Source organism: Microbaculum mangrovi, from assembly GCF_051390635.1.
GTDB lineage: Bacteria > Pseudomonadota > Alphaproteobacteria > Rhizobiales > Tepidamorphaceae > Microbaculum.
The window spans coordinates 381,608-408,434 of the sequence record NZ_JBPODT010000005.1 but is presented as its reverse complement, the minus strand read 5'-3'; the positions used below and the strand labels follow the sequence as shown (position 1 = coordinate 408,434).

Below are 26,827 nucleotides of genomic sequence, written 5' to 3'. Positions count from 1 at the left end.
TGGAAGATCGCCCGGCCGAGTTCGTGCGGGTCGAGCGGCTGATCGAGCGCGGCGGCGCGCAGCCAATACGGATCGAGTTTTTCGAGGGCCTTCCGCTGGCGCTCGTCCGCCGGCATCAGTCCGGCATCGACCAGCGTCCTCATCAATTGCTTTTGTCGCCTCAGGAACCGGTCCCGCCTGCGACGCATGGCGCGCGCGGCACGCCGGTCGCCGGCCAGGGAGGCCTTTGACTGGGGATCTCGTCCGGCTTCCTCGTTCGGGGTGAGGATACGGACCCCCGCGTCGAGCACGCCGCACGGCTTGCCGCCGGCATCCAGCCGGAGCGCGCACCAGCCGATCGAGTTGGTCCCGAGGTCAAGGCCGAGGCGATATGGAATGGTCATTTCGGTCGCCCCCTTTCGCAATCCGGTTGGCGGGCGATTGCAAGCGACGGTCCCAAATGCACGCCGAAATAAAGTCCGATGGTGCCGCCCGCAGCGTTTCGCGTATTCAATTAGCGGTTGTCGAAATCCGATTGTCAAACCGGCGCGGACGTGCAGAATGACCTAGGGTGACTTAAGCTAGCCGCTTAGAGATCGAGGGCCACCCGTTAACAAGCACTCTGAAGTGCACAAAATTCTCGTCTTAGAGAATGCGCGGCGGGCTCCGGCCCGCCGTTTGCGTTCAGGGAACAGTACCGCGCCGGCTCATCGCTCGGGCCATAGGATCTGCCGATACACACGGTGGCGATTTCGCCTAAGGTCCGTGCCTTGCCGGATGCCAGCGGCTCGAAACCAACCGTGCGCGCGAGCGATTCAAAAACCGAACAGCGCGAACTTATGGACGCGGACAAAACGGGGAGCAGGTCACCAGCGACAATGGCATTGAGCACAGGGTCCCCCATCCCTGGACCGATGGACAATCGCGCCCAAGACGTCCTGGCCCGGCCCAATCCTCCAAATGCGGGGACTGAACACTCAGGCCCTGCCGCTCGTCGGCGGGCATCAACCGTCTGACGCGGCGCTATGGCCGCTTTGATAGTCGGTAGCCGCGGGACCCCGTTTCAACGGCCGACAAGGTCGAGCAGGTGGTTCCAGCGCATCCCCAGATTGAGAACGGGTTCGCGGAATCGATGCAGCGGGAACGGGCGGATCGGGGTTTGCGGGATGGTGAAGTCCTCGGGCGCTTCGGCAAGCTTGCGCCCCAGCCAGGCGCCGAGCCGCACCGACAGCGCCACGCCGCGTCCGTTGAAGCCGAGCAGGACGTGCAGCCCCTCCTCGGGGACGTGATAGTGGGGGAGGTAGTCCCAGGTGATCCCGACCAGCCCGGTCCAGCGGTATTCGACCGCCACGTCGGCGAGCCGCGGGAAGGCGTCGTGAACCACCTTTTTCAGAACGGCATAATCCGGCGCGTCGCGGCCGGCCACGCGCGATGACGAGAAGGACGAGCGGCCGCCCATGAGCAGGCGGTTGTCGGGGCTGCGCCGAAAATAGAGGACGAGCCTGCGGCTGTCGTAAACCGTCTCGCCGCCCGGCAGGGTGTCCTGGTGGCGCGGGTCGAGCGGCGCGGTCGCGATCTGGAAGCTGTTGACCGGCAGTATCGTGCGCTCGAGACCCGGCACGAGGTCGTCGCTATAGGCGTTCGTCGCGACCACGACCGTGCGGGCCGCGACCACGCCCGTCGCGGTGTCGACGCGCCAGCCACCGTTATCCCGCGTCAGGCCCGTGACCGGGCTGTGCGTATGAATGGCCGCGCCGGCTCCGATCGCCGCGCGGGCAAGTTCACGCGCCAGCTCGAGCGGATGGACCGCGCCGCCCCTCGGGTCGTAGAAGCCACCCACGTAGCGGCGCGTCCCGACGCGCCGTTCGACGTCATGCGCGGAGAGATCCTCGGTGGCGATGCCTTCGCTGCGCAGCGAAGCCGCGGCCGCGCGTATCGCGGCAAGCGCGGTATCGTTGTGCGCGAGACGATAGAGGCCGGGCCGCCGCCAGCTGCAGCGCAGCCCGTGCCGCGTCACGAGATGGTCGAGATAATCCGGCGCCGACTGGCCGGCACGATGAAGGCCAAGGCCGGCTTCGCCGTAGCGCCGCTGCAGCGTCTGGCCGTCGATCTTGAGGCCCGGGTTGACCTGGCCGCCATTGCGACCGCTCGCGCCGAAGCCGATGCCGCCGCTTTCGAGCACGATCACGGACCGTCCCGTCTCGGCGGCGTGCAGGGCCACCGACAGGCCGGTGAACCCCGCGCCGACGATGACGATGTCGGCGCGGGCATTTCCCTCCAACGGCACGGTTGCCGGCTCGTCGACACGTGCCGACGCCTGCCACAGCGAGCCGATGTCCTGGTCCGGCTGCGTCACGGCGTCAGACTTGCCGGACGAAGAAATATTTCGTCATCGTCTCGTCCACCTCCCATGTGCCGCGAAACCCGGGCCGTATGGTCAGGGTCGAGCCGGCCTTGAGTTCGATCGGCTCGCCGCCGAGCGGCGTGATCCTGCCGCTGCCGGACAGCACTGAGCAGAACTCCCACTTGTCGTAGTTCATCGTCCAGGCACCGGGCGTGGATTCCCATCGCCCGGAAGAATTGCCGTGCTCGCGCATCGACACCCAGGTCCGCCATTGCGGCAGCCCCCGCAAGATGCGGTCGGCCGATGGCGCCGATGCGATCGGCGTGTCGGGCACGGCCGCCATATCGAGAACATACTGCCCGCGCGGCGCCTCGTCCGGCGCGCCACTCATGTCCGTTCCTCCCGCGCGAACAGCAGAGCATCGGATGGCTCCCACGAAAGCCAGACGGTCTGTCCGTTCGGGAAGTCCGCCTGCGCGCTCAGCCTGCCCGTGGTGACGACGAACGGACCGACCTCCGTTTCCAACGCGTAGCGGATCGACGATCCGAGAAACTCGCGCAGCACGACGGTTGCAGGGAGCCGGTTCGGCGCGCCGGCGGGCTCGTCCTTGCATATTCTGATCGCCTCGGGGCGCACGATCATCGATGCCTTGCCGCCGTAGGCCGTCGATGTCCCGGAGGTCACGAATTCGCATCGAGGCTGCGCCTCGCTGCGGACGCGAACGGCGTCGTCCGGTCCCACGCCGGTCTCCACGTCGACGCGGTTCGAGGTGCCCACGAACTGCGCGATGAAGGCCGAAGCGGGGCGCTCGTAGATCTCGGCGGGCGCGCCGAGCTGGCGGATTTTTCCGTCCGCCATGACAGCGATCCGGTCGGACAGCGCCATCGCCTCTTCCTGGTCGTGGGTGACGTAGATCACGGTGACACCGTACTCGCGTTGGATGCGCTTGATCTCGCCCTGCATCTGATCGCGCATGGACCTGTCGAGCGCGCCGAGCGGCTCATCCATCAGCAGGACGGACGGGCGGAAGACCAGCGCGCGGGCGAGCGCAACGCGCTGCTGCTGCCCGCCCGAGAGCTCCGATACCCTGCGGCCGCCGAGCGCATCGAGCGAAATCAGGCCGAGCACCTGCGAAACGGCCGTCTTGATGTCGGTCTCGCGCCACCGCCGCATGCGCAGCGGAAAGGCGATGTTCTCGTAGACGTCGAGGTTGGGAAACAGCGCGTAATTCTGAAAAACGACGCCCAGCCCTCTCTTCTCCGGCGGAAGCGACGAGAGGTCCTTGCCGTCGATCGAGATCGTGCCCGCGTCCTGTTCGACGAAACCGGCGACGGCCATCAGCGTCGTCGTCTTGCCGGAGCCGCTCAGACCCAGAAGCGTAACGAACTCGCCCGACGCGACATCCAGCGAGACGCCGTCGACCGCCTTGAAGTTGCCGTAGGACTTGTGGAGGTCCTTGATGGTGACCGAAGCGCCGCTCATGACGTCACCAGCACCGGATGCGCGCGTCGGTCAACCGCTCGCAGCCTTCGTCGGTGACCAGAACGGTCTCCTCAAAGTCGCCCAGATAGCCATTGTCGGAGATGCCGCGCTCGACGCAAAGAACCATGTCCTTCTCGATCGGCGTGTCGACACCGCGCGCCAGCCACGGATCGTCCCAGCCCAGGCCGAGCCCGTGCCCCATCGCCGAGAAGACGCCATCGACGTTGAAGCCGAGCGCCTGCTGTCGTCCCAGCCCGGCCTCGCCCAGTTCACCTGCCGTGATGCCGGGGCGAATGCGGCCGATCGTGGTCTCGACGCAATCGACGGCCGCCTCGAAGAGCGCGACCTGGCGAGCCGAAACCGGGCCGACGGCTTTCGCGCGCGCCAGGTCGAACATGTAGCCGTCGACCGCTCCGGAGATCCCGAACCTGATCCAGTCTCCGGACCGCAGAGGTTCCCGGGATGCCCAGGTCGGGAAGTTCGTCTTGCGCATTCGGGTGGGATCCCCGCCCGTTCCCGAAGCCATGAATGAATTGTAGAGGATGCCGCCTTGGGGGACGAGATAGCCGAGACCGGCCGCGACCACCTCGCCATGGCTTGCGCCGGGAACAGCGGCATCCAGCATGACCTCGATCATCCGCGAACCGATCCGCGAGGCCTTGCGCAAGGCGGCGATCTCGCCCGGCGACTTTATCCTGCGCAGGGCGGCGACGAGATCGTCGGCCATCTCGACCTTGAGCTGCGGCAGGGCCTGGCGGAGTTTCGCCTGCATCGCGAATGTCAGCACGTCGCTGCCGACGAGACCGATCCGCGCCGCTGACAGACCGGCGTCGGACAGGCCGGCAATGACGCTTTCAAGGACGAAGTCGGTGTACTCGACGCGGCCGTCTGCGAGCCGGATGCGGCCATCGTCCGGCACGTCGATGACAAGATGCGGCGCGTTTCCCACCGGCAGCAGCAGGAACGTATGCGCCCGGGCCGACCAGTTGCCGGCGAAGTCGGGAATGAACGGGAAGGAGGTATAGAAATTCGACAGATACAGGACGTCGCCGTAGCGGTCGAGCGTGCCGCCGCCGCGCGAGACGACGAGGAGGGCATCCAGTCCGCGCGCGTTGGCGGCAGCGACGGCGCGCTGCCGGCGGTCCGCGAATTCCTCGGTTGAGATGGCGGGCGTGGTCATCAACATCACTTTCGTCTTGTGAGCCAGAAGAGCGACAGGAGGAGGCAGGAGGACAGCAGCAGCAGCGTCGAGGCGGCAGCCACGATCGGACTGATCTCGAAGCGGATGCCGCTCCACATCCTCACCGGGAGCGTCGTCGCCGAGGCGCCGCTGATGAAAAGCGCTATGACGACTTCATCGAAACTCGTCAGGAAGGCAAAGACGCCACCGGCAGCGATGCCAGGCCGCAGGGCCGGCAGCGTGACACGCCGGAATGCGACGGCCGGACTGGCACCGAGGCTGCGGGCGGCGTCGACCGTGCGGTGGTCGAGCTTGCGCAACACGGCCGCCACGTTGATGACCACGAAGGGCAGCGCCAGGATCGTGTGGGCCACGATGAGGCCGGGAATGGTCGCTACGAGGCCGAACCGAGCGTAGGGCGTATAGAGCGCGGCTGCCGTGACGATGGTGGGAACGATCATCGGAAGAAGGATGAGGAAGCTCAGCACCCGGTTGGAGCGGCGCGACAGGCCGTCCAGGCCCAGCGCCACCATCACGCCCAATACCGTCGCCAGCACCGTCGTGCCGGTGGCAACCGCGAAGCTCGATGCCAGGGCGTTGCGCCATTCGGGCCTGGCGAAGAACTCCTCGTACCAGCGCAGCGAGACGCCGCGCGGCGGGAAGGTGATGAACTCGGTCTGCGTGAACGAAATCGGAATGACGATCAGTGTGGGCAGGACCAGGAACACGCAGACAGCGGCGGCCAGACAGATGAGAAGCAGAGACGGCCTTCGCACGGTCATCGCGCACCCCATAACCGACCGAGGTCGAAGAAGCGGTCACCGATCAGGTATATGAGAAGGGTGGCCACGAGAAGCAGCGTCGACAGCGCGGCGGCGAACGGCCAGTTGAGCGTGTTGTTGATGTTGAACTCGATGAGCTGCGCCAGAAGAATGTCCCCCGGCCCGCCGAGGATCGCGGGAACCACGAAGAAGCCGAGGCTGATCATGAAGACCAGCAGGCAGCCGGCGAACACGCCGGGCAGCGTCAGAGGGAAGTAGACCTTGAGGAAGGCCGACACCGGGGAGGCGCCGAGCGAACGGGCAGCGTTCTCGAGGGACGGATCGATGCGGCTCATGACCGCCGCGAGCGGCAGCACGCAGTAGGGCAGCATGATCTGCGTCATCCCGATCAGCACGCCGGTGGAGTTGTAGACGAGAGGCACCGGACTTGGCCCCAGGCCGACCAGTTCGAGCAGACCGTTCAGCGCGCCCTGCGGATTGAGCAGGATGATCCAGCCGTAGGAGCGCACCAGCAGGTTGGTCCAGAAGGGGATCAAGACGCACAGAACGATGACGACCTTGGCGAGCGGCCCGACGCGGCTGAGGACGTAGGCCAGCGGATAGCCCAGCAACAGGCAAAGCGCCACGACCTGCGCACTGAGCAGAAAGGTGCGGCCGAGCACCCTTACATACACGGTGGAGGTCAGGATCCGCTCGTATTGCGCGAACGGATCCTCCCATCCTCCGAAGCTCGTCGCGACGAGCCGGCCGACCGGCCATACGAACAGCACCGCCAGAAACAGAAGCCCCGGCAGGACGAGAAGCATGGCGCCGTAGCGCTTCTGGAGCTGCAACATGAAACCGGCCCGGCTTCGGCGCGGCTAGAAGAGTTTCCATTCGGTGACGCGCTCGGTCACCGCATCAAGGTTCTCGCCCCACCACTTCTCCCCGAGGACGATCGGATCCTTCATCTGCGGCCCTCCCGACAGAATAGCGGCGCGCTCCGGCGCGATGAGGTCGAAAGCGGCGGGAACGACAGGGCCGTAGGTGTAGGCTTCGGCGATGGCCGCCTGCGCCTGCGGCGTCAACGCATAGGCGAGGAACCGCATGGCCGCGTCCTTGTTCGGCGCGCCCTTCGGCACCACCATCGCCGACCAGGTGATGAGGCTCAGTCCGTAGGCGATCTCGATCGGCGCGCCATTGTCCTTGGCGTTCAGGGCGCGGCCGTCGGGAATGATGCCGATCGCGGCCTGCCCGTCGGACATGTACTGCTCGCCCTGCGCGTTGGTTTCGTACCACAAAATGCTGTCGCGGATGGTGTCCAGTTTGGCCAGCGCGCGCTCGACGTCGAGCGGATACAGGTCCTCCGGCGCCACTCCATCGGCAAGCAGCGCCGCCTCCAGGTAGCCGCCATGCGCCTTGGCATAGAAGGCGCGCTTGCCGGGGAACTTCTCCAGATCGAACACGTCGGCGAAGGTACGAGGGCCCTCGCCAAGCTGACTGTTGTAGGTCACCACGCGCGCGAACAGCACCTGCGGCACGGAATGCTCGGTCACCAGGTCCGGTGCATCCATGATCCCGGTGCGGTCGACAACCGCATCGTCGATCGGCTCCAGCAATCCGCGGTCGGCGCCGAGCCACTGGAAGTCCGGCAGAACCTCCACGATGTCCCATTCGGTGTTGCCGGCTTCGACCATGGCCTGGACGCGCCCATAGGTGTTGCCCGGCTGCGTGATCACCTCGATGCCCGTCTCCTCGGTGAAGGGATCGAACCAGGCCTTGCGCATGGCCTCTTCCCAGGAGCCGCCCCACGTCGCAAACACGATCCTGTTGGATTGGGCGCGCACGATCCCGGGCATCGCCAGGGCAGCGGTAAGGCCGCCGGTAGCCTTCAGCAGGCTGCGGCGCGTCATGCGTAGGGATGAGTTGCCCTGCGGGGCGTCATAATTGGTTGGCATTGGTACACCCTCGGTTGCTATTGGTATGTTGTTTTTCTGCAGGCTGGATTGTATGGTCTGAAAAATGAGCTTGTAAACCCCCTAGTTACCGCGATTTTGATGATTAATCCGCCGAAATTGGTATGATTGGTATATTTGCGGTGGAGGGAGCCTGATGGACGAACAGAAGACGGAATGGCGGCCGCGGCCTGCGCTGGGACGCGACGATCTGCTCAGCCAGTGGCGCGCGGCCATGCGCGACGGGCATCTGCCGCCGGGGACCCGCCTGCCGACCGAGCGCGATCTGGCGACGGCAAGCGGCCTGTCGCGCTCGACCGTCCGTGCCGCGCTGGCGACGCTGGAGCATGAAGGCGCGGTCGTGCGCAGCGTGGGCCGCGGGACCTTCATCGCCGAAGGCGCGCCGCGGGCGGATACGCCGATACAGCAGCCGGAAGGCCCGCAATGGTCGCCGGCACAGCTCATGGAATTCCGGCTGTTCGTCGAACCCTGTCTCGTCGATCTGATCGTCCTTTCCGCATCCGAGGCGGATTTCGAATCGCTTGCAAGATCGATGGAGGAAGGTCGCCTGGTGCGCGACTGGCAGCATGCCGAAACGGCCGACCGCAGTTTCCACGAAGCCCTGTTCCGGATCACCGGCAACGCGATCTTCGCGGATCTGGGCAAGCGCATCAGCGCCATGCGAGACGGGCCGGTCTGGATGAGGCTCAAGGAAAGCAGCTTCTCGCTGGAAAAATGGACGATCTACCAGCGCGAGCACGAGGGGATCTTCGCCGCCCTGTCGGGTCGCAATGCCGACACCGCACGCAACGCACTGCGTCGGCACCTGGGCGGCGTGCGCGCGCAGACCCAGCTCGCCCATCACGATATCTGAGGCAAGAAGACTGACAATGCGCGACTTCGAAAGCTCCGGACGCTCCCTGGTGACCGCGCGCCACGGGATGATCGCGACATCGCACCCCGCCTCGTCTCTGGTCGGGATCGAAATCCTCAAGGCGGGCGGCAGCGCGATCGATGCCGCCGTGGCCGCCTGTGCGGTGCAATGCGTGGTCGAGGCCGGCTCGACTGGCATCGGCGGCGACTGCTTCGCCATGCTAAGCGAGGCCGGCTCGACCGACATCCGCGCCTATAACGGCTCGGGACGCACGCCTGCCCGGCTCGATCTCGCCGTCATCGAGCGCCAACCGGAGCGGATCGTCGGCCGCTCCTCGCCACATGCCGTGACGGTGCCGGGCGCGGTCGAGGCCTGGGCGCGGCTCGTCGCCGACCACGGCCGCATGAGCCTCCGCGAACTCCTTGCCCCGGCGGTCGAGATGGCGCGCGACGGCTATGCCGTTTCGCCGCGCACGGCCTACGACATCGCCAATCAGCGCACGCTTCTGGCGGCAGACCCCGCCGCCCGCGCGACCTTCCTTGTCGACGGACAGGCACCCGAGACAGGGGCGGTGCAGTGCCAGGGGGCGCTCGCGGCCACCCTCGAGGCGATTGGCCACGATGGCCCCGACGCGTTCTACCGCGGCGAGATCGCGCAGGAGATGGTGGCATTCCTGCGCGAACGGGGCGGTGTCCATACCGTCGACGACTTTGCCTCGGCAGCCGGCGCCTATGTCGAGCCGATCGCGGCCGACTACCGCGGCTGGACGGTGCACGAATGCCCGCCCAACGGCCAGGGCGTCATCGCGCTGCTGATCCTGAAGATCATGGAGCACTTCGATCCGCCGAAGGGGCCCGCCGATTTCGAGACGCTGCGGCTCGAGGTCGCCGCAGCACGGTTCGCCTACGCCGCGCGGGATGCCGCGATCGCCGACGACGACCCCGACGGACAGGTGGCGCGGCTGCTGTCGGACGCGTTCGTGCGCGACCTCGCCGACCGCATCCGCAGCGGCGCGGCCCCCGAGCCGGCGCCGGTCTCGAGCCCCGTTGCCCATTCGGACACGGTTTACATCTCGGTGGTCGATCGCGAGCGCAACGCGGTCAGCTTCATCAACTCCATCTTCCATCCCTACGGAAGCGGGCTGATGACACCGCGTGCGGGCGTGCTGTTCCACAACCGCGGTCAGTCTTTTTCGCTGATGCGCGGTCATCCGAACTGCATCGCGCCGAACAAGCGGCCGATGCACACGATCATCCCCGGAATGCTGTCGCGCGATGGTCGCGTCGTCATGCCGTTCGGCGTGATGGGCGGCCACTATCAGGCGATGGGCCATGCTTGGCTCTTGTCGAGAGTGATCGATCATCGGCTCGATCTGCAGGAGGCGATCGATCTGCCCCGGCTTTTTCCGCTCCCCAACTCCCGCGTTATCGAGATGGAAGGGCGGCTGCGAGGCGCCGTCGGGGAGGCGTTCCGTCAGGACGGTTTCGATGTTCGCCCGCCGCACTGGCCGATCGGCGGTGCCCAGGCTGTCCGGATCGACTGGGCGCAAGGCACGCTGCAGGGCGCCTCCGATCCGCGCAAGGATGGCTGCGCGTTGGGCTACTAGACGATCGCCAGTCGGCCTGACCGAACCGGCCTCGGGCCGATAACCGTCGTAATGACGCTGCTACATTTTTTGCCGGTGGCGATCGACGATCTGGACCTCCGTCTCTGGCGCCGGCCGCGATCTGGTCCGCTGGCAGATCGAACAGGCCGCCGGCGATCTCGACCGGATCCGTCAGGGCGCGATCGTGCAGACCGGCCACGCAGTCGAGGCCCGCATCTACGCCGAGCGGCCGGAGAAGAACTTCCTCCCGTCCCCGGGCACGATCGAGACCGTATCCGGGCCGGAAGAGCGAGGCGGTCTGCGGATCGACCATGCGGTCCGGTCGGGCGACACCATCACCCCGTTCTACGATCCGATGATCGCGTAGGTCATCGCCTTCGGGCCGAACCGGGCCAGTGCGATCGCCCGACTGGACACCGCCCTCGAAGCCGTGCGCATCGCGGGCGTCTCGACGAATGTCGAATTTCTCCGCCGCGTCCTCGCCTCGCCCGATTTCCGCGGCGCCAGGCTGACCACGACGATGATCGACGATCTCATGGTCCCTGCCTAGCCAGGACATCTCGGAAGGCGGGATCCGCTGACGGGCGCCGCAGGCCGCGCCGTCCGTCAGAAGGCCACCTTGTCCGGCCCCTTGGTCTCGAGAATTTCACGGGCCTCGTCGGGCGAGGCGAGTTCGAGCCCCAGTCCTTCGATGATCTGGCGCGCCTTTTCGACCTGAACGGCATTGCTCTGGGCCAGCGTGCCCGGCCCGGCCCAGAGCGAGTCCTCCAGTCCCACGCGCACGTGTCCCCCCATGGCGGCCGCCATGGCCGCGATGGGTAGCTGGTTCTTGCCCGCGCCAAGCACCGACCAGCGATACTGGTCGCCGAACAGCCTGTCGGCGGTTCGCTTCATGTGCGTCACGTCGTCGGGGTGCGCGCCGATCCCGCCCATCAGGCCGAAGACCGTCTGGATGAACAGCGGCCCCTTGACCAGCCCTTCGTCGAGGAAGTGCTTGAGGTTGTAGAGGTGCGCGGTGTCGTAGCATTCAAACTCGAACTTCGTTCCCAGTGCTCCGAGCGTGGTCAGGATGTGTTCGATCTGACCGAAGCTGTTGTTGAAGATGATGTTCTTGTTCCCGACGTAGTCGCGCTCCCACGCGTGCTTCAGGTTCGGAAACCGTTTCAGCATCGGGAAGAGGCCGAAGTTCATCGATCCCATGTTGAGCGAGGCGATCTCGGGCTGGTGCGTTTCGGCGGGGCGGATGCGCTCCTCGATGGTCATCGTGGGCGCCCCGCCGGTGGTGATGTTCACGACGCAGTCCGACGCCTGCTTGATGATCCCGAGGAAGGGCGAAAAGGCCTCCGGTGTCTGGTCGGGGCGACCATCCTTCGGGTCCCGGGCGTGCAGGTGCACCACCGCCGCCCCGGCCTTGGCCGCGCCGATGGCGGCGTCGGCGATTTCGGACGCGGTGACCGGCAGGTATTCCGACATGGACGGCGTGTGGATCGCGCCGGTGACGGCGCAGGTGATGATGACCTTGCGGGGTTTGGCCATTTTTGAGTCTCCTTGATTAGATCCGTTCGGTGGCAAGATGGCGGCGAAGCGCGGCGAGGCGCCGGTCGCGGCGATCCTGCCGGGCCCGTATGGTCTCGGGCGTGCGGTCCTGCGGCCATGTCGCGGCGATCCGCTCGGCGTTTTCGACCGAGAACACCTCCGGCCTGGCGGGGGCCTCGGCAAGGCGGCCATAGAAGCCGCCGTATCGGGTGGCATAGTCGACGATGCCGCCGGGGGCGTTCAGGTCGATGGTCTCGATCGGCCCCATGAGCGCCCAGCGAAGGCCCAGCCCGTCCTTGATCGTGGCGTCGAGCCCCTCGACCGAGACCACGCCTTCGCCGAGCAGTCGCAAGGCCTCGCCCAACAGCGCCCCCTGCAGGCGGTTCAGGACGAAGCCGTCGCGCTCGCGGGTCATGCGGACGGGGACCTGGCCGATCTTTGCGTAGACCGCCTCGGCGCGATCCAGGGTCTCGGACGCTGTCCAGGGGGCGGGGCAGAGCTCCACCACCGGGACGAGGTGCGGCGGGTTCACCGGGTGGCCGACGAGGCAGCGGGCGCGATGCGTCAGGGGCTCGGTAAAGCGCGACGGGACGATCGCGGATGTGGATGAGGCGATCACGGCCTGCGCCGGGGTGGCGGCGTCCAGCCTGGCGAAAAGCGCCTGCTTTACCTCGATCCGTTCCGGTCCGTTCTCCTGCACGAAGTGCGCGCCGGCGACGGCATCTTCCAGCGTGGGGCGGGTCTCCATACGGGAGATCGTGCCGTCGCGATCAGCAAGTAGCCCTTCGGCCACAAGCGTGTCGCAGAGTACGGCCATGTCCTCGGCGAACCGCTCCAGCACTCCGGGGTCGGCGTCCCAGACCCGCACCGCGTATCCGGCGCGGGCGAAAAGCGCGGCCCATGAGCGGCCGATGAGGCCCGCGCCGATGATGGCAACCGTTTCGGTCATGGAAAGTCCTCTTGTCAGAGCCAGAGCACCTGGCGGCGTAGGTCGATATCGGATGCCAGCGCGGCGGACGGTCCCTCGTGGATGATGCTGCCGCGCTCCAGTGCGACCGTGCGGTCCGAAAGGGCGAGCGCGAGATCGAGATTGTGGTCCACGATGATGATGGAAACGTCCTGGCGCAGGGTGTCGAAGGTCTCGAAGAGCTGCTCCACCACCGCCGGGGACAGGCCTTCGAAGGGTTCGTCCAGCAGCAGGACGCGGGTGTCGCCCGACAGTGCCCGGGCCACCGCCGCCATCTGCTGTTCACCGCCCGACAGGTAGTCGGCAGGGATGTCGAGCCGTTCCTTGAGGCGGGGGAAGTACGATAGAATCCGGTCCTGGGTCCAGTGCACCCCGTGGCCGGTCTGGCGCCGGATGCGGCCGAGTTCCAGGTTTTCCGCCACGGTCATCCCGGCGAACAGGCCGCGGCCCTGCGGCACGTAGGAGATCCCGGCGCGGGCCATCGCGGCGGAGGGCAGGCCCGATAGGGGCCGACCGTCCATGCGGATCTCGCCGCTGCCCACGGGAGCGATCCCGATGAGGGACTTGAGCAGCGTCGACTTGCCCGCCCCGTTGCGGCCAAGCAGCGCGAGGATCTCGCCTTGCCGCAGATCGAAGGAGACGTCGTTGAGAATGTGGCTCTTGCCGTAACTCACGTTCACCTTGTCGAGCGACAGCACCACATCGTCGCGCATCGCGCTCTCGCGCGGCCTGGCCGCAACGACGGAGGTGCCGGAGCCGATGTAGACCTCCTGCACGCGTTTGTCCGCGCGTGCCTGCTCCACCGTGCCGTCGAGCAGGACCCGGCCTTCGTTCATCACCGTCACCTGGTCGGCGAGCTCGAAGACCCGGTCGATGTCATGTTCGACAAGCAGCACCGGAATGTCCGCGGACAACGTCTTGAGCAGCACACCGATCCGCTCGCGTTCGGCGACCGACAGGCCCGCCAATGGCTCGTCGGCCAGCAGGATGCGGGGGTGGTTTCCGAGTGCGAGGCCGAGGTCCAGGAGCCGCTGACCGCCGTAGGACAGCGAGGCCGCCTCGGCCTGTTCCATCCCGGCCAGACCGGCGTAGTCGAGGATCTGTGCCGTGCGGCTGTTGACCTCTTCGAGATCGCGGGCGCGGATCAGCGGGTTCATGCGCCGCGGATCGCCCGCCTGCACGGCAAGGCGGATGTTTTCCTGCACGGTGAGCGAGGGGAACAGGTTGGTGATCTGGAAGCTCCGCCCGATGCCCGCCGCCGAGATCTCCTCGGGCGTGCGGCCGGAGAGCGGGGCGCCGGCCAGCCTCACGTCGCCCGCGTCGGGTTTGTAGAGACCCGAGAGCAGGTTGAAGGCGGTCGTCTTGCCCGCGCCGTTCGGGCCGATCAGCGCGTGCAGCGAGCGGTCGCGCACCGTGATGTCGACGTCGTCCACGGCTTTCAGGCCGCCGAAGTGCTTGGAGATGCCCTTGGCCACAAGCAGGGGCCCGTCGACGTGGTCGGTGGGCTTGAGGAAGGCGGGCAGGGGGTGCACTTCGGCCTTGCGGCCGGCCATGGCGGCGCCGGTCTCGGCGGGCGGGTTGAAATGGCGGCCGATCTGGCCCGGGATGCCGATGAGGCCGTCGCGGGCGTAGAGCACGAAGACCATGAACACGAGGCCGAACCAGAACAGCCAGTTGTCGGTGTAGATCGACAGGTATTCCCGGAACAGGATGTAGAACAGCGCGCCGATGGCGGGCCCGATAAAGCTGCGCATCCCGCCGATCACGACCATGGCCAGAAGCTCGCCCGAGAAGATGACGGACATCGGTTCGGCCGAAGTCATGCGGTTCTTGTAGAGCAGCAGCACGCCCGCCAGCGCCGTGATCGTGGCAGAGAGGACGAAGGCGGCGAGTTTGTAGCGGTCGACCTTGTAGCCCAGGAAGCGGGTCCGCTGCTCGTTCTCGCGGATCGCGAGGAGCACGGTGCCCAGCGGCGAATTGTTGAAGCGCCAGAGCACGACGAGGACGGCAAACGCGATGGCCGCGACCAGCCAGTAATAGGGCTGGGACATCTCGAAATCGAGACCGAAGAACGCCGGCCGGTCGATCCCGCCCAGACCGTTCTCGCCGCCCGTCACTTCGGTCCAGCGGAAGGCGATGCTGAAGCCGAGCGCGGAGAGCGCCAGTGTCATGAGCGAGAAGTAGACGCCGCGGCGGCGCAGGATCAGCGCGCCGAAGCCGGTGGCGACCACGGCGGTGAGCGCCACGGCCACCAGCATCGGGATCCAGAAGGCCCCGCCCATGGCAAGCGAGGTCAGCCCGGCGATATAGGCGCCAAGCCCGAACCACGCGCCGTGGCCGAAGCTCACCAGGCCGGTGCGGCCGGCAAGGATGTTGAGGCCCATGCAGGCGAGGCCGTAGACCACGACCTCGGTTGCCGACGTGTAGGTGAGGCCGGCGGCAAGGATGATGAAGGGCAGCACGATCAGCGCGACGCCCGCGACCAGAAGCGGATGACTGCGGATCATGGGGCTACTCGAAGCGGAGGATGCGCTCGCCCAGCAGCCCGCGCGGACGCAGCAGCAGGACGACGAACATCAGGAGATAGATGGCGGCGGTGGACCAGGACGACAGGCCGACGGCGACGAGAACGCCCTTGGTGAGGCCCACCAGGACGGCGGCGATGATAACGCCCCAGAAGGATCCGAGGCCCCCGATTACCACCACGACAAACGCCAGCGTGATGATCTCTGCCCCCATGGCGGGGTGGATGGTGTAGATGGGCGACAGCAGGACCCCCGCCAGGCCGGCAAGGCCGATGCCGATGCCCGCCACCACGGAAAGGTAGGGACGCAGCGAGATGCCGAGCGATCCCACGATCTCGGGGTTCTGAACGCCGGCGCGGACGATCCGGCCAAAGGACGTCCGGTTCAGAAGGACCCACAGAGCGGCCACGGCGGCGACCGCCACGGCGATCAGGAAGATACGGTATCGCGAATAGATGAAGTCGCCGAGAAAAACCTGGCCGCGCAGGATATCGGGCATGTTGTAGCTTTGCGGCGAGGCCCCGTAGATCCAGCGCAGCCCCTGTTCGATCACCATGGCGAGGCCGAAGGTCAGCAGCAGGGAATACAGCGGATCGACCCGGTAGAAGCGGGTGAAGAGCGACCGCTCCGTGAGCATCCCCAGCCCCGCGACGATCAGAGGAACGAGGATCAGCGCCCCGAAAAATCCGACGTAAGGCGTGATCGTGATGGCGAGATAGGCGCCGATGGCGAAGAACGCCCCGTGCGCGAGGTTGATGATCCCGCCCAGCGAAAAGATCAGCGACAGCCCCAGCGCGATGAGCAGGTAGTAGGTGCCGTCGAGCAGCCCGTTCAGAACCTGCGCGATGAATGCCCCCAGCATGGTGGCCCGATGCCTCCCCGTCGATTGTCCTTGGAGTCGGGGGCGGAGCTTGCTCCGCCCCCGGATCGGCTCAGAGCGAGCAGGTGCCGCCGGTGACGCTCTGAGCGAGCGTTTCGAGCGGTTCGTCCGCGCCGGGGAGCGGCTCGGAGGTGGTGAAGATGTCCCACTCGTTCTTCACCTCGTCCGCAGGCAGTGCGGTGATGGCGTAGATCTCCTGGATGAGCTGGTGATCCTCGGGGCGGAAATAGCCCTTGCGGTTCTTCATCAGGTCGAACTTTGCCTCGGAGTTTTCGAGGTAGTCCACCAGCGCGTCGCCGGAGGCATCGCCCGCCGCCGCCACGGCCTGCGCCATGATGAGGCCGGCGTTGTAGTCGCCCCACGCCTGGTTCTCGGGCGGCTTCCCGTAGGCATCGCTGAACGCCTTGACGAAGGCCTGGCTCGGGTCGTTCGGCACGAGGTGGTTCCAGACATTGGGCCAGGTGCCACGGAAGTTCTGCGCGCCCGCGGCCCATGCCGACACCGTGTCGAAGCCGAAGCCGCCCAGCGTGAAGTCGAGCCCGAACTCGCTGTACTGCTTGAAGAAGTTGGTGATCTGCGTTCCCGCGAGGTTCAGCGCCACGACGTCGGGCGCGGCCTGACGGATCTTCAGCAGGTAGGAAGAGAAGTCGGTGGCATCGGTCGGCACCAGCTCGTCACCGACGAGATTGCCGCCATTGGCATCGAGGAACGCCTTCGCCGCCGCCAGCAGATCGTGGCCGAAGGCATAGTCCGCCGTCATCGTGAACCAGTTCTTGCCATCGACCAGGCCTTCGCCCTTGAAGAACTGGCCCTCGGCGTTCACGTACATCGAGTTCTGCGTCTCGACGTGGAACATGTAGCGATTGCAATCCTTCCCGCGCAGGCTGTCCGAGTTGCCGCCGGTGTTCACGAAGCACTTCTTGTAGCGCGCCGCCACCTGGCTGATCGTGAGGCACGAGGCGGAGGAGATCTCGCCGATGATCATGTCGACCTGATCGCGCTCGAACATGCGCTCGGCCTTGGTCGAGGCGGTCTGCGGGTTGACGCTGTCCTCCATGATGAGCTCGACCTGCCGCCCGCCGGCGCCACCGTTGGCGTTGATGTGCTCGACCGCCAGCTGGATGCCCATCTGGGCGTATTCGCCGAGCGGACCGAGGAAACCGGTGGTGGGGGTGAGGTGGCCGATCTTGAGCGGCGCGGATTGCGCGCGCAGATAGGCCGGGGCCGCGACGGTCAGCGCAAGGCCAGCCGCACCCGTCAGCAGGAATTCCCTGCGGGTTTTGTTGGTGGTCGTCATGGTATTCCTCCTTGGTATCTTATGATTGCGGATCGCACCGCATCGGGCGCGCCCGATATTTCTGGCCGCGTTTCCTTGCCCGTCGGAAGATCAATGGTTGCAGGTATTGCCGTCTCGCCCGATACTGTGTGATCTGAGATCACAGTTGCAGAGGGGTGCGCTGGGAGTCAACAGGAGTTAACGGATTCATGGGCCAGCCGCTCGACCAGCTACGCCCCGCCCGTCGGCAGACGCTTTCCGATCAGGTGTTCGACACCCTGAGCGAGATGCTGTTGTCGGGCGCACTGAGGCCGCGCGACCGGCTCTCCCTGAGGGATCTTGCCGAGCGACTCGAGGTTTCGATGATGCCGGTGCGCGAAGCCGTGAGTCGTCTGGCGGCCAGTGGCGCGCTGGAGGTTTCGCCCAAGCGGGCTGTGATGGTGCCGCTGATGACGGCGGCGGAATTCGCCGATCTGACCATGGTGCGGATGCTGAACGAGGGGCAGGCGGCGCGGCTTGCGGCAGAGCGTGCTTCCAAGACGGAGATCGCGGGCGTGATCGCTCTGGCGGAGCGGTTCGACGAGGTGCTGGACAGCGCCTACGGAAGTCCGGCGGCAGTGGCGGCGAACAAGGACCTGCATTTCGCGCTCTACCGCGCGGCGGGGTCGGATGTGCTGATGGAGGTGATCACCATGCTCTGGCTCAAGGCCGGGCCGATCATCAACTTCGACATCGGTGTGGAGGCGGGCGTGCCCGCCGACGAGGAGATGACGCGGTCGCGCGGGCACCATTCGCGGTCGCATCACCGGATGCTTTGCGAAGCGCTCACGGCGCGCGACGGAGCGGCGGCGGCGCACGCGGTGTCCGAGGACATTCGCGTTGCCTCCGAGCTTATTCGCGCCCAGGCGGGCATGGATACGGAAGACAGCAGGAGGAGGATCATCACGTGAACCTGGAACTGGAGGGGGCGCGAGTCATCGTGACCGCAGGCGCGCAGGGCATCGGCCGCGCCATCGTCGAGGCCTACCTGGCCGAGGGCGCACGGGTGGCCACTTGCGATATCGCCGAGGACGCGCTCGCGACGCTGCCGGACGACGTCTTTCGTATGCATGCCGACATGGGGGATGCAGGTCATATCGAGCGCTTCATGGCGGCGGCGCTGGATCACCTGGGCGGGTTGGACGTGCTGGTGAACAATGCCGGGATCGCGGGGCCGACCGGGCCGGTCGACGAGATCGACCCCAACGACTGGGACACGTGTCTTGCCATCTGCCTGTCATCCCAGTTCCACTGCGCGCGTCATGCCGTCCCTGCCTTGCGCAAGAGCGACAACGCCTCGATCGTCAACCTGTCCTCGATCGCGGGGCGGGTCGGCTTTGCCATGCGCACGCCTTACGCCGCGGCGAAATGGGGCGTGATCGGTTTCACCAAGTCGTTGTCGATCGAACTCGGCCCGGACGGCATCCGCTGCAACGCCATCCTGCCCGGCATCGTTGCGGGAGACCGCCAGCGCCGGGTGCTAGAGGCCAAGGCCCAGCGAAGAGGGATGAGTTTCGAACAGATCGAGGCCGAGGCCTTCTCCTACACCTCGATCAAGCAATACGTGCAGCCCGCGCAGATCGCAGACCAAATCCTCTTTGTCACGAGTCCTCGCGGCCGGACGATTTCGGGGCAGGCGCTTTCGGTTTGCGGCGACAGCCGGATGCTCGCCTGAGGATCGGCTGCCGACGGCCGTGCCGCCGAGACCGCCTCAAGGAGGCAGGCTCTTGGCCTCGAAGCCGAACGCCGAATAGGCGGCAGGCCGAAACCACGCTGCAAATGGCGGCGGGCCCGGCCTTTTACGTCTGCGTCGCGAACGCGGCGATCGCGCGGGTCAGCACATTGGCGCCGCGCTCGATGTCCGCCCAGTCCGTCCATTCGGCGGGCGCGTGGCTGATGCCGCCGATGGAGGGAACGAAGATGAGCCCGGCGGGGCAGTGGCGCGCGAATGTCTGAACGTCATGGCCGGCGCCGGACGCCATCATCCGGGCATCCAGTCCCGATCGCCCGGCGATCTCGATGACCCTCCCGGCGACGGTGTCGTCGAGGCGGGTCGGCGGCAGCCAGCTTTGCTCGGTGATGTCGCTGCCCAGGCCGTTGCGGTCGGCGGCCTTCGAGATCTCCGCGCGGCAGGCTTCGGCGAGGTCGCGCATCACGGCCTCGTCGACGTCGCGTCCGATCACCGAAAAGACGGCGGTGCCGGCGATGCTGTGCGGAAAATTCGGTTCGAGCGCCACCTTGCCGACGGTCAGCCGGGCGTCCGGGCCGCCGGCGCGCGCCAGAATGGCCGGGATGGCGGCGCCGAAATCGGCGAGGCCGCGAAACGCGTCGCGGCGACCATCCATCGGCGTCGTGCCGGAATGGTTCGCCTCGCCGGTCAGCGTCACCGTCCAGTTGAACACGCCCGATATCGCATCGACGATGCCGATGGGGACGCCGGCGCGCTCGAGCACCGGGCCCTGCTCGATGTGGAGCTCCAGGAAGACGGCGATATCCTTGGCATCCCGGGCGATGGCGGCTTCGGGGTCGAGCCCATGCGCCCGCATCGCTTCGGCAAGCGGCCGACCCGTATCGTCGACGGCCCGCGCGATCCATTCCGGACCGACCTCGCCGCAGATCGCCTGACTGCCGAGCATGCCGCCGAAACGTCCTTCCTCGTCGGCGGTGCAGACCACCTCGACCGGCCGGGCGGGATCGATGCCGGCGTCCTTCATCGTCCGCACCGCTTCGAGCGCGGCACAGACCCCGAGCGTGCCGTCCAGCGGGCCGCCCTGCGGCACGGTGTCAAGATGCGAGCCGGCCATTACCGTCGCGGCGGACCCGCAATTCCAACGGCCGAACACGTTTCCGATCGCGTCCAAGCGCGCCTCGAGGCCGGCCTCCTCCATGCGGCCCATCAGCCACCGGCGCCCGGCCATGTCGGCATCGGAGAAACTGACCCGGTTTATGCCCGGCTGTCCCGCGATGCGGCCGATCTCGTTGACGGCCTCGATATCGGATTTCAGGCGGTCGAGGTCGATAGCCAGTGCGTCTGTTGCGGTTTTATTCATGGATTCAACCGGTAAGCCTGTCCCATCTGAAACCGTTCCCGGCCTTCTAGAATTATCATGATCAATTTTTGACTATAGTGCATTTATCATGAATAATTACCTCCAGTCCAACGGGGAACAGAACACCGACAGGAGGAACGTCCATGCTTTCCCATGTCCGCCGGATTGCCGCCGCGGCGGCAGTCGCGCTTGCCGCCTTGGCCGGCGGGGCATCCGCCCAGACGCCGCCCGGCGTCCTGGTCGTCGCCCAGATCGCCGAGCCGAAGTCGCTTGATCCGCATGCCGTCACGGCCGTCAACGACTTCCGGATCCTGATGAACCTCTATGACGGGCTGGTGCGCTACAAGTCCGGCACGCTTGAGGTCGAGCCGGCGCTCGCCACCGAATGGAAGATCAGCGAGGACGCCAAGACCTATACGTTCACGTTGCGCGATGGCGTCATGTTCCACGACGGCTCGCCGCTGAACGCCGAGGCGGTCAAGTTCAATTTCGACCGGATGCTGGACGAGAGCCATCCCTTTTACGACACGGGGCCGTTCCCGCTGAGCTTCTTCTTCTCCGCGGTCGAGTCCGTCGAGGCGCCGGACGACCGGACGGTCGTCTTCAACCTGAAGGAGCCGTACGCGCCGTTCCTGTCCAACCTGGCCTACCCCACCGGCCTGATCGTCTCGCCGGAAGCGGTGAAGGCGCATGGCAAGGAATTCGGCCGGAATCCGTCCGGGACCGGGCCGTTCAAGTTCGCCGAATGGGAATCGAACGCGAAGGTCGTGGTCGAGGCCAACGCCGACTACTGGGACGGCGCGCCGGGCCTGCAGGCCGTCGTATTCCGCCCGATCACCGACGCCAATACCCGTGTCGCCGAGATGCTGTCGGGCGGCATCGACGTGATGGTCGAGGTGCCGCCGGACAATCTGGCGACCTTCGCTAACGACGCCAGCTTCAATGTCTACGAGCAGGCCGGACCGCATCTCTGGTTCCTGATCCTGAACGCCAAGGAAGGCCCGATGGCCGACAAGCGCGTGCGCCAGGCGGTCAACTACGCGATCGACAAGACGGCGCTGGTCGAGAACGTGTTGCAGGGCACTGCCGAAGTCGCCGCCGGGCCGACGCCGCCGGCTTTCGCCTGGGCCTATAACGACGCGCTCAAGCCCTATCCGCACGATCCGGAAAAGGCCAAGGCGCTGCTCAAGGAAGCCGGTGCTGAGGGGGCCGACCTCACCTTCTATGTCACCGAGGGCGGCTCGGGTATGCTCGAGCCGGTCGCCATGGGGGCGGCGATCCAGGCCGATCTCGCCGAGGTCGGGCTCAACGCCAAGATAGAGACCTACGAATGGAACACCTTCCTCGGCAAGGTGAATCCGGGTCTGGAAGGCAAGGCCGACATGGCGGAAATGGCCTGGATGACCAACGACCCGGATACGCTTCCCTATCTGGCCTTGCGCAGCGGCGCCTTCCCCGACGAGGGTGGTTTCAACTCGGGCTACTATTCCAATCCGGAGGTCGACACGCTTCTGGAGGAAGCCCGCCGCGAGACCGATCAGGCCAAGCGGGCGGTGATTTACAAGAAGATGCAGGAGATCGTTCGCGACGATGCGCCGTGGGCCTTCATCGCCAACTGGAAACAGAACGCGGTGACCAGCAATCGAGTCGCGGATTTCGCGCTGCAGCCCTCGTTCTTCCTGCTGCTGCACGACGTGACGAAGAACTGAAGCCGCGCGGTCCGGGCGGATGTGGATCTATATCGGCAAACGCCTGATCGCGACGGTGCCGATCCTGCTCGGGCTCTCGGTCATCGTCTTCGCGATGATGGCCCTGATCCCGGGCGATCCGGCCACGGCGATCCTGGGGAGCTATGCGACGCCCGAGAACGTCGAACGGATCAACCGGCAGCTCGGTCTCGATAGACCGCTGGTCGAGCAGTACTTCATCTGGCTGGGCAATCTTCTGCAGGGCGACATGGGCCGTAGCTACGCCCTCAATCGTCCGGTCGCCGACGAGGTGTTCGAGCGCTTCGGCGCGACGCTCGTCCTTGCCGGGGCCTCACTCGTTCTGTGTTCGATCTTCGGCCTGGTCGCCGGTATCACCGCCGCCGTACGCCAGTTCGGCTGGACCGACCGGATTGTCACCTTCCTCGTCCTGATCGGCATCTCGACGCCGTCCTTCTGGCTCGGCCTGCTGCTCATCATGCTGTTCGCCGTCGAGCTGCAATGGCTGCCGGCCTCGGGCATGTTCGCGATCTATGGCGGTGGCGGGCCGCTCGATCTCCTCAAGCACCTTGCCATGCCGGCGGTGACGCTGGCGGTGGTGGCCACCGCGGTGATCGCCCGGCTGACCCGCGCCGCCATGCTCGAGGTGCTACGCCAGGACTACATTCGGACCGCCCGCGCCAAGGGCGTTTCGGAGCGGCGGGTGATCTACCGCCACGCCTTCAAGGCGGCGCTCGTTTCCGTCATTCCGGTGATCGGCATCCAGGCTGGCTTCGTGCTCGGCGGCGCCGTCTATATCGAGACCGTGTTCCAGTGGCCGGGCATCGGCCGGATGCTGGTCAACGCCATCTCGACGCGCGACCTGCTGCTCGTCCAGGGCGGCGTCCTGGTGGTGGCGGCGAGCTACGTCTTCTTCAACCTGCTTGCCGACGTCGCGCAGACGATCGTCGATCCGAGGCTGCGCTGATGGTGGCCCTTCCGTTCACGGCCCGGAAGGCCGCGGATCGCGGCGACCGGCCATCGCCGTTCAGGCTTCTGATCACCAACCGGCTGTCGGCCGTCGGGCTCGTCGTACTTGTCCTGATCGTGGTGCTGGCGCTGCTGACCCCCGTCTTGCCGCTGCCCGATCCCGACATCACCGATCCCGCCCAGCGGCTTCTCAGGCCCGGCGCCGAGGGGCATCTGCTGGGCACCGACCATCTCGGCCGCGATCTGCTGTCGCGGCTTCTGTGGGGGACGCGCGTTTCCATCGTCGTCGGCCTTTCGGCGACCCTGATCGCGGCGATCGTCGGATCGCTGATCGGGCTTACGGCGGGCTATGCCGGCGGGCGCACCGACAGCGTTCTGATGCGCGGCATCGACCTGGTCATGGCGTTTCCCTACATCCTGCTGGCGCTCGGTATCGTCGCGGTTCTGGGCCCCGGTCTCATCAACGCGCTCTACGCCATCGCCATCGTCAACATCCCGTTCTTCGCGCGGAACATTCGCGGCCTGACGCTCGGGCTGTCGCGGCGCGAATTCGTCGACGCCGCCCGCCTGTCCGGCGCCTCGCATCCCGCGATCCTGTTCGGCGACGTCCTGCCCAACGTCCTGCCGACCATCGTCGTCACGATGTCGACCACGGTCGGCTGGATGATCCTGGAGACCGCCGGCCTGTCCTTCCTGGGCCTCGGCGCGCAGCCGCCGCAGGCCGATCTCGGGTCCATGCTGGGCGAGGGGCGCAAGCTGCTGTTCACGGCGCCGCATGTGTCCGTCATCCCAGGCCTGATGATCTTCGTGCTCGTCATGAGCATCAATCTCGTCGGAGACGGCATTCGCGACGTCCTCGATCCGCGGCTGAAATCCGGCGCGCTGGCAGCCCCCGGCGCGGCGACGGCGGTGAAACGCGAGGCGGTGCCCGCGAAACCGACGATGGACGCGGTGCTTTCGGTCGAGGGGCTGCGCACACAGTTCCAGACCGGTTCGCGAATCTACAAGGCCGTCGGCGGGGTCGATCTCGACCTGGCGCCGGGCGAACGGCTCGGTCTCGTCGGTGAATCCGGCTCCGGCAAGTCGGTGACGGCCCTGTCGCTTCTCCGGCTCGTGCCGACGCCGCCAGGCACGATCACCGGCGGACGCGTGACGATCGGCGGCGAAGACCAGCTGGCCGCCGGCGTCGAAGATCTGCGCAGGCTGCGCGGAGGTCGGGTCGCCTATGTGTTCCAGGATCCGCTGACGACGCTGCATCCGCTGTTCACGGTCGGCCAGCAGATCGTCGAGGCCCTTCGGGCGCATCAGCCGTTGTCGCGTCGGCAGGCCGAGGCGCGGGCGATCGAACTGCTGGACCGCGTCCAGATCCCGTCGGCGAAGGCGCGTTTCGATGCCTATCCGCACGAGCTGTCGGGCGGCATGCGCCAGCGCGTCTGCATCGCCATGGCCCTTGCCAACGACCCCGAGCTGATCATCGCCGACGAGCCGACGACAGCCCTCGACGTGACGGTGCAGGCGCAGGTGCTGAACCTGATGCGCGGGCTCTCGGACGCGCAGGGCTCGGCCGTGCTGTTCATCACCCACGACTTCGGCGTCGTCTCCGAACTCTGCGACCGCGTCGCGGTGATGTATGCCGGACGGATCGTCGAAATCGGGCCGACGCAGGCGGTGCTCGACACGCCGGCCCATCCCTATACCCGCAAGCTGATCGACTGCGTGCCGGTGCTGGGCCAGCCGGAACGACGGCTCGACGCCATCGAGGGCCTGCCGCCGCCGGTCGATCGCCTGCCGCCGGGCTGCGCTTTCGCCGAGCGCTGTCCGATCGCCGAGCCCCGGTGCCGCGAGGGCGACATATCGCTCGACACCCTGTCCGACGACCGCGCCGTGCGCTGCATCAAGCCCTACAGGTTCGCGTCATGACGATCGCGGTCGAAGCGAAGGGGCTGACCCGCGTCTTCGGTGGCGGCCGCAAGCTGTTCGGCGGCCGGCATCCCGCGGTTCATGCGGTGCAAAGCGCCGACCTGGCCGTCCAGGAAGGTGAGACGTTGGGCGTGGTCGGCGAGTCCGGCTGCGGCAAGTCCACGCTCGCCCGCATGCTGGTCGGCCTGGATCGCCCGACCGCCGGCACGATCCGGCTCGAAGGGCGCGACGCGACGCAGGTCGCGGGCCGCGATCCGCGAGCGCTCGCCCGGCACATCCAGTATGTGTTCCAGGACCCGGTCGCCTCGCTCAATCCGCGCAAGACCATCCGCCAGACCCTGGAGGCGCCGATGCGGCGGCTGCTCGGGCTGGACGCGACGGCACGGGAGGAGAGGCTTGCGGAGCTGATGCGGGCGGTCAGCCTGCGCCAGGAGTTCCTCGAGCGATATCCGCACGAGTTCTCCGGCGGACAGGCGCAACGCATCGGCATCGCCCGGGCGCTGGCGGCGGACGCGCGGGTGATCGTGCTCGACGAGCCGGTGTCCGCCCTCGACGTATCGGTGCAGGCACAGGTGCTGAACCTGCTCGACCGGCTCAAGCAGGAATTCGGGCTGACCTACATCTTCATCAGCCACGATCTCAGTGTGATCGAAAGCGTCTGCGACCGGGTGGCGGTGATGTATTTCGGGCGGATCGTCGAGGTCGGCTCCGCGCGCGATCTCTACGCGCATCCGCGCCACCCCTATACGGCGTTGCTGATGCGCTCGGCGCCGACGCCGGGCGCGCGCCGGATCGAGGCGGAGGAGAAACCGGCGGAACTGCCCGATCCGCTCAATCCGCCGCCCGGCTGTGCGTTTGCGTCACGCTGCCCGCGCGCGGCGGCGAAATGCCGTGACGAGCGCCCGCCGCTTACCGTGGTCGATGCACCAAACGACGATACGCAGCGCGCCGCTTGCTGGTATCCTCTTGTCGAAGACACTTCCGCGGATTCCCCATGACGAAGACGACCGACCTCACCCCGCCAAGCGTGGTTTCCACGCGTCGTCGCCGTGAGGAGAGCATCAGCGAGCAGATCAAGGACATGATCATCGAGCGCCAGTTCAGGCCGGGCGACCGACTGCCCGCCGAGCGCGAGCTGATGGAACGGTTCCGCGCCTCGAAGGGCTCGATCCGCGAGGCGCTGAGCGCGCTGCGATCGCAGGGCCTGATCCGCACCCGGACCGGACCGGGCGGCGGCGTGTTCCTCAGCGAGATCGCGCCGCAACGGGCGATGGCGCTTCTGTCCAACTACTTCCTGTTCCGCACGCCGACGATAACCGACATCTATGCGGTGCGCTGCCAACTGGAGCCCGAGATCGCCGCCTCTGTCGCCGGCCATCTCTCCGAGGCCGACTTCACCCGGCTGGAGCGCACCATGCGCCTCTACGACGCGCCGCCGGTGACGGCCGAGGAGGAATATGCCCAGCGCATCGCCGAGCTTGACTTTCACAGCGTGCTGGCCGAGCTGTGCCCCAACCCGGTGCTCGGACTCTACTGCGGGTTCCTGCAGACGCTGTTGCGGGAAATGGTGGTCTGCCGGCGCATCTACGACGCGCCGCATCCCGAGCTGCGCGACACCGCGCTGCACTACCAGATCCGCCTGATGCGCGCGCTGCGCGCCGAAGACGCGGAGACGGCGCGCGCGATCATGGCCGAACACATGGACGCCGCTGAGGCTTACATGGTCGCGATGGAGGCCAGTATCGCCGGCGGCTTCCTGCGCGCCGACGGCGACTGAT

At 66.7% G+C, this 26,827-nt stretch carries 22 protein-coding genes and 2 pseudogenes; 10 read left to right on the top strand and 14 right to left on the bottom strand.

Annotation, left to right across the window (positions count from 1 at the left end; translation table 11 throughout):
* The 8 genes and pseudogenes from ACSF9G_RS22600 to ACSF9G_RS22565 all read right to left on the bottom strand — a co-directional run.
* A pseudogene (locus tag ACSF9G_RS22600) lies at positions 1-383 on the bottom strand (hypothetical protein); the annotation flags it as partial.
* Between the two features lie 659 nt (positions 384-1,042).
* Entirely contained in the window at positions 1,043-2,335 is a 1,293-nt protein-coding gene (locus tag ACSF9G_RS22595; protein ID WP_436644412.1) for an NAD(P)/FAD-dependent oxidoreductase, read from the bottom strand.
* Between the two features lie 4 nt (positions 2,336-2,339).
* Positions 2,340-2,714 carry a cupin domain-containing protein gene (locus tag ACSF9G_RS22590; protein WP_436644411.1) on the bottom strand — a complete coding sequence of 125 codons (375 nt, stop codon included), beginning with the start codon at positions 2,712-2,714 and terminating at the stop codon, positions 2,340-2,342.
* The gene (locus tag ACSF9G_RS22585; RefSeq protein ID WP_436644410.1) at positions 2,711-3,805 is read right to left on the bottom strand and encodes an ABC transporter ATP-binding protein; all 1,095 of its coding nucleotides are present in this window, start codon (positions 3,803-3,805) and stop codon (positions 2,711-2,713) included. The genes ACSF9G_RS22590 and ACSF9G_RS22585 overlap by 4 nt, the downstream gene beginning before the upstream one ends.
* 4 nt (positions 3,806-3,809) lie before the next feature.
* Positions 3,810-4,985 carry a M24 family metallopeptidase gene (locus tag ACSF9G_RS22580; RefSeq protein WP_436644409.1) on the bottom strand — a complete coding sequence of 392 codons (1,176 nt, stop codon included), beginning with the start codon at positions 4,983-4,985 and terminating at the stop codon, positions 3,810-3,812.
* A gap of 5 nt (positions 4,986-4,990) precedes the next feature.
* Positions 4,991-5,767, bottom strand: coding sequence for an ABC transporter permease (locus ACSF9G_RS22575; RefSeq protein WP_436644408.1), 777 nt, complete (start codon positions 5,765-5,767; stop codon positions 4,991-4,993).
* On the bottom strand, positions 5,764-6,603 hold the full coding sequence (locus ACSF9G_RS22570) for an ABC transporter permease (protein ID WP_436644407.1): 840 nt from the start codon (positions 6,601-6,603) through the stop codon (positions 5,764-5,766). The genes ACSF9G_RS22575 and ACSF9G_RS22570 overlap by 4 nt, the downstream gene beginning before the upstream one ends.
* A gap of 24 nt (positions 6,604-6,627) precedes the next feature.
* Entirely contained in the window at positions 6,628-7,704 is a 1,077-nt protein-coding gene (locus ACSF9G_RS22565) for an extracellular solute-binding protein (RefSeq protein WP_436644406.1), read from the bottom strand.
* Positions 7,705-7,858: 154 nt separating this feature from the next.
* On the opposite strand from ACSF9G_RS22565, the gene ACSF9G_RS22560 reads away from it, so the two are divergent.
* From ACSF9G_RS22560 to ACSF9G_RS22550, 3 genes and pseudogenes are all read left to right on the top strand, one after another.
* Complete coding sequence (locus ACSF9G_RS22560) at positions 7,859-8,575, top strand: FadR/GntR family transcriptional regulator (protein WP_436644405.1); 717 nt, start codon at positions 7,859-7,861, stop codon at positions 8,573-8,575.
* Between the two features lie 16 nt (positions 8,576-8,591).
* A complete protein-coding gene (locus tag ACSF9G_RS22555; RefSeq protein ID WP_436644404.1) occupies positions 8,592-10,181 on the top strand; it encodes a gamma-glutamyltransferase family protein in 1,590 nt (529 codons plus the stop codon).
* A gap of 184 nt (positions 10,182-10,365) precedes the next feature.
* Positions 10,366-10,731, top strand: a pseudogene (locus ACSF9G_RS22550) (hypothetical protein).
* 56 nt (positions 10,732-10,787) lie between these two features.
* On the opposite strand, the gene kce reads toward ACSF9G_RS22550, so the two are convergent.
* From kce to ACSF9G_RS22525, 5 genes are all read right to left on the bottom strand, one after another.
* Complete coding sequence (kce, locus tag ACSF9G_RS22545; protein ID WP_436644403.1) at positions 10,788-11,717, bottom strand: 3,5-dioxohexanoate:acetyl-CoA acetone transferase; 930 nt, start codon at positions 11,715-11,717, stop codon at positions 10,788-10,790.
* A gap of 16 nt (positions 11,718-11,733) precedes the next feature.
* Positions 11,734-12,666 (bottom strand): 3-hydroxyacyl-CoA dehydrogenase, encoded by a 933-nt coding sequence (locus ACSF9G_RS22540; protein ID WP_436644402.1) that lies wholly within the window; start codon positions 12,664-12,666, stop codon positions 11,734-11,736.
* Between the two features lie 14 nt (positions 12,667-12,680).
* Positions 12,681-15,191: a branched-chain amino acid ABC transporter ATP-binding protein/permease gene (locus tag ACSF9G_RS22535; RefSeq protein WP_436644401.1), complete on the bottom strand. Its 2,511-nt coding sequence runs from the start codon at positions 15,189-15,191 to the stop codon at positions 12,681-12,683.
* A gap of 4 nt (positions 15,192-15,195) precedes the next feature.
* On the bottom strand, positions 15,196-16,071 hold the full coding sequence (locus ACSF9G_RS22530) for a branched-chain amino acid ABC transporter permease (RefSeq protein WP_436644400.1): 876 nt from the start codon (positions 16,069-16,071) through the stop codon (positions 15,196-15,198).
* A gap of 70 nt (positions 16,072-16,141) precedes the next feature.
* Positions 16,142-17,386 (bottom strand): ABC transporter substrate-binding protein, encoded by a 1,245-nt coding sequence (locus tag ACSF9G_RS22525; RefSeq protein WP_436644399.1) that lies wholly within the window; start codon positions 17,384-17,386, stop codon positions 16,142-16,144.
* 188 nt (positions 17,387-17,574) lie between these two features.
* On the opposite strand from ACSF9G_RS22525, the gene ACSF9G_RS22520 reads away from it, so the two are divergent.
* Complete coding sequence (locus ACSF9G_RS22520; protein ID WP_436644398.1) at positions 17,575-18,315, top strand: GntR family transcriptional regulator; 741 nt, start codon at positions 17,575-17,577, stop codon at positions 18,313-18,315.
* Complete coding sequence (locus ACSF9G_RS22515) at positions 18,312-19,079, top strand: SDR family oxidoreductase (RefSeq protein WP_436644397.1); 768 nt, start codon at positions 18,312-18,314, stop codon at positions 19,077-19,079. Before ACSF9G_RS22520 ends, ACSF9G_RS22515 begins: the two co-directional genes overlap by 4 nt.
* A gap of 124 nt (positions 19,080-19,203) precedes the next feature.
* On the opposite strand, the gene ACSF9G_RS22510 is transcribed toward ACSF9G_RS22515, so the two are convergent.
* The gene (locus ACSF9G_RS22510; RefSeq protein ID WP_436644396.1) at positions 19,204-20,454 is read right to left on the bottom strand and encodes a Zn-dependent hydrolase; all 1,251 of its coding nucleotides are present in this window, start codon (positions 20,452-20,454) and stop codon (positions 19,204-19,206) included.
* A 143-nt stretch (positions 20,455-20,597) separates the two neighbouring features.
* On the opposite strand from ACSF9G_RS22510, the gene ACSF9G_RS22505 reads away from it, so the two are divergent.
* From ACSF9G_RS22505 to ACSF9G_RS22485, 5 genes are read left to right on the top strand one after another with little or no spacing between them, the layout of a single operon-like run.
* Complete coding sequence (locus ACSF9G_RS22505) at positions 20,598-22,163, top strand: ABC transporter substrate-binding protein (RefSeq protein ID WP_436644395.1); 1,566 nt, start codon at positions 20,598-20,600, stop codon at positions 22,161-22,163.
* 19 nt (positions 22,164-22,182) lie between these two features.
* A complete protein-coding gene (locus ACSF9G_RS22500) occupies positions 22,183-23,127 on the top strand; it encodes an ABC transporter permease (protein ID WP_436644394.1) in 945 nt (314 codons plus the stop codon).
* Positions 23,127-25,049 (top strand): dipeptide/oligopeptide/nickel ABC transporter permease/ATP-binding protein, encoded by a 1,923-nt coding sequence (locus ACSF9G_RS22495; protein ID WP_436644393.1) that lies wholly within the window; start codon positions 23,127-23,129, stop codon positions 25,047-25,049. The genes ACSF9G_RS22500 and ACSF9G_RS22495 overlap by 1 nt, the downstream gene beginning before the upstream one ends.
* Positions 25,046-26,047: an ABC transporter ATP-binding protein gene (locus ACSF9G_RS22490; protein WP_436644392.1), complete on the top strand. Its 1,002-nt coding sequence runs from the start codon at positions 25,046-25,048 to the stop codon at positions 26,045-26,047. The genes ACSF9G_RS22495 and ACSF9G_RS22490 overlap by 4 nt, the downstream gene beginning before the upstream one ends.
* On the top strand, positions 26,044-26,826 hold the full coding sequence (locus ACSF9G_RS22485; RefSeq protein ID WP_436644391.1) for a FadR/GntR family transcriptional regulator: 783 nt from the start codon (positions 26,044-26,046) through the stop codon (positions 26,824-26,826). The genes ACSF9G_RS22490 and ACSF9G_RS22485 overlap by 4 nt, the downstream gene beginning before the upstream one ends.
* The last annotated feature ends 1 nt before the right edge of the window (position 26,827 follow it).

Bases quoted from the DNA above. Each gene is read 5' to 3' on its own strand.
- ACSF9G_RS22520 (WP_436644398.1), top strand. From the start codon at position 17,575: ATGGGCCAGCCGCTCGACCAGCTACGCCCCGCCCGTCGGCAGACGCTT.
- ACSF9G_RS22555 (WP_436644404.1), top strand. From the start codon at position 8,592: ATGCGCGACTTCGAAAGCTCCGGACGCTCCCTGGTGACCGCGCGCCAC.
- ACSF9G_RS22500 (WP_436644394.1), top strand. From the start codon at position 22,183: ATGTGGATCTATATCGGCAAACGCCTGATCGCGACGGTGCCGATCCTG.
- kce (WP_436644403.1), bottom strand. From the start codon at position 11,717: ATGGCCAAACCCCGCAAGGTCATCATCACCTGCGCCGTCACCGGCGCG.
- ACSF9G_RS22580 (WP_436644409.1), bottom strand. From the start codon at position 4,985: ATGACCACGCCCGCCATCTCAACCGAGGAATTCGCGGACCGCCGGCAG.
- ACSF9G_RS22485 (WP_436644391.1), top strand. From the start codon at position 26,044: ATGACGAAGACGACCGACCTCACCCCGCCAAGCGTGGTTTCCACGCGT.
- ACSF9G_RS22575 (WP_436644408.1), bottom strand. From the start codon at position 5,767: ATGACCGTGCGAAGGCCGTCTCTGCTTCTCATCTGTCTGGCCGCCGCT.
- ACSF9G_RS22505 (WP_436644395.1), top strand. From the start codon at position 20,598: ATGCTTTCCCATGTCCGCCGGATTGCCGCCGCGGCGGCAGTCGCGCTT.
- ACSF9G_RS22495 (WP_436644393.1), top strand. From the start codon at position 23,127: ATGGTGGCCCTTCCGTTCACGGCCCGGAAGGCCGCGGATCGCGGCGAC.
- ACSF9G_RS22560 (WP_436644405.1), top strand. From the start codon at position 7,859: ATGGACGAACAGAAGACGGAATGGCGGCCGCGGCCTGCGCTGGGACGC.
- ACSF9G_RS22490 (WP_436644392.1), top strand. From the start codon at position 25,046: ATGACGATCGCGGTCGAAGCGAAGGGGCTGACCCGCGTCTTCGGTGGC.
- ACSF9G_RS22590 (WP_436644411.1), bottom strand. From the start codon at position 2,714: ATGAGTGGCGCGCCGGACGAGGCGCCGCGCGGGCAGTATGTTCTCGAT.
- ACSF9G_RS22530 (WP_436644400.1), bottom strand. From the start codon at position 16,071: ATGCTGGGGGCATTCATCGCGCAGGTTCTGAACGGGCTGCTCGACGGC.
- ACSF9G_RS22565 (WP_436644406.1), bottom strand. From the start codon at position 7,704: ATGCCAACCAATTATGACGCCCCGCAGGGCAACTCATCCCTACGCATG.
- ACSF9G_RS22585 (WP_436644410.1), bottom strand. From the start codon at position 3,805: ATGAGCGGCGCTTCGGTCACCATCAAGGACCTCCACAAGTCCTACGGC.
- ACSF9G_RS22510 (WP_436644396.1), bottom strand. From the start codon at position 20,454: ATGAATAAAACCGCAACAGACGCACTGGCTATCGACCTCGACCGCCTG.
- ACSF9G_RS22540 (WP_436644402.1), bottom strand. From the start codon at position 12,666: ATGACCGAAACGGTTGCCATCATCGGCGCGGGCCTCATCGGCCGCTCA.
- ACSF9G_RS22535 (WP_436644401.1), bottom strand. From the start codon at position 15,191: ATGATCCGCAGTCATCCGCTTCTGGTCGCGGGCGTCGCGCTGATCGTG.
- ACSF9G_RS22525 (WP_436644399.1), bottom strand. From the start codon at position 17,386: ATGACGACCACCAACAAAACCCGCAGGGAATTCCTGCTGACGGGTGCG.
- ACSF9G_RS22570 (WP_436644407.1), bottom strand. From the start codon at position 6,603: ATGTTGCAGCTCCAGAAGCGCTACGGCGCCATGCTTCTCGTCCTGCCG.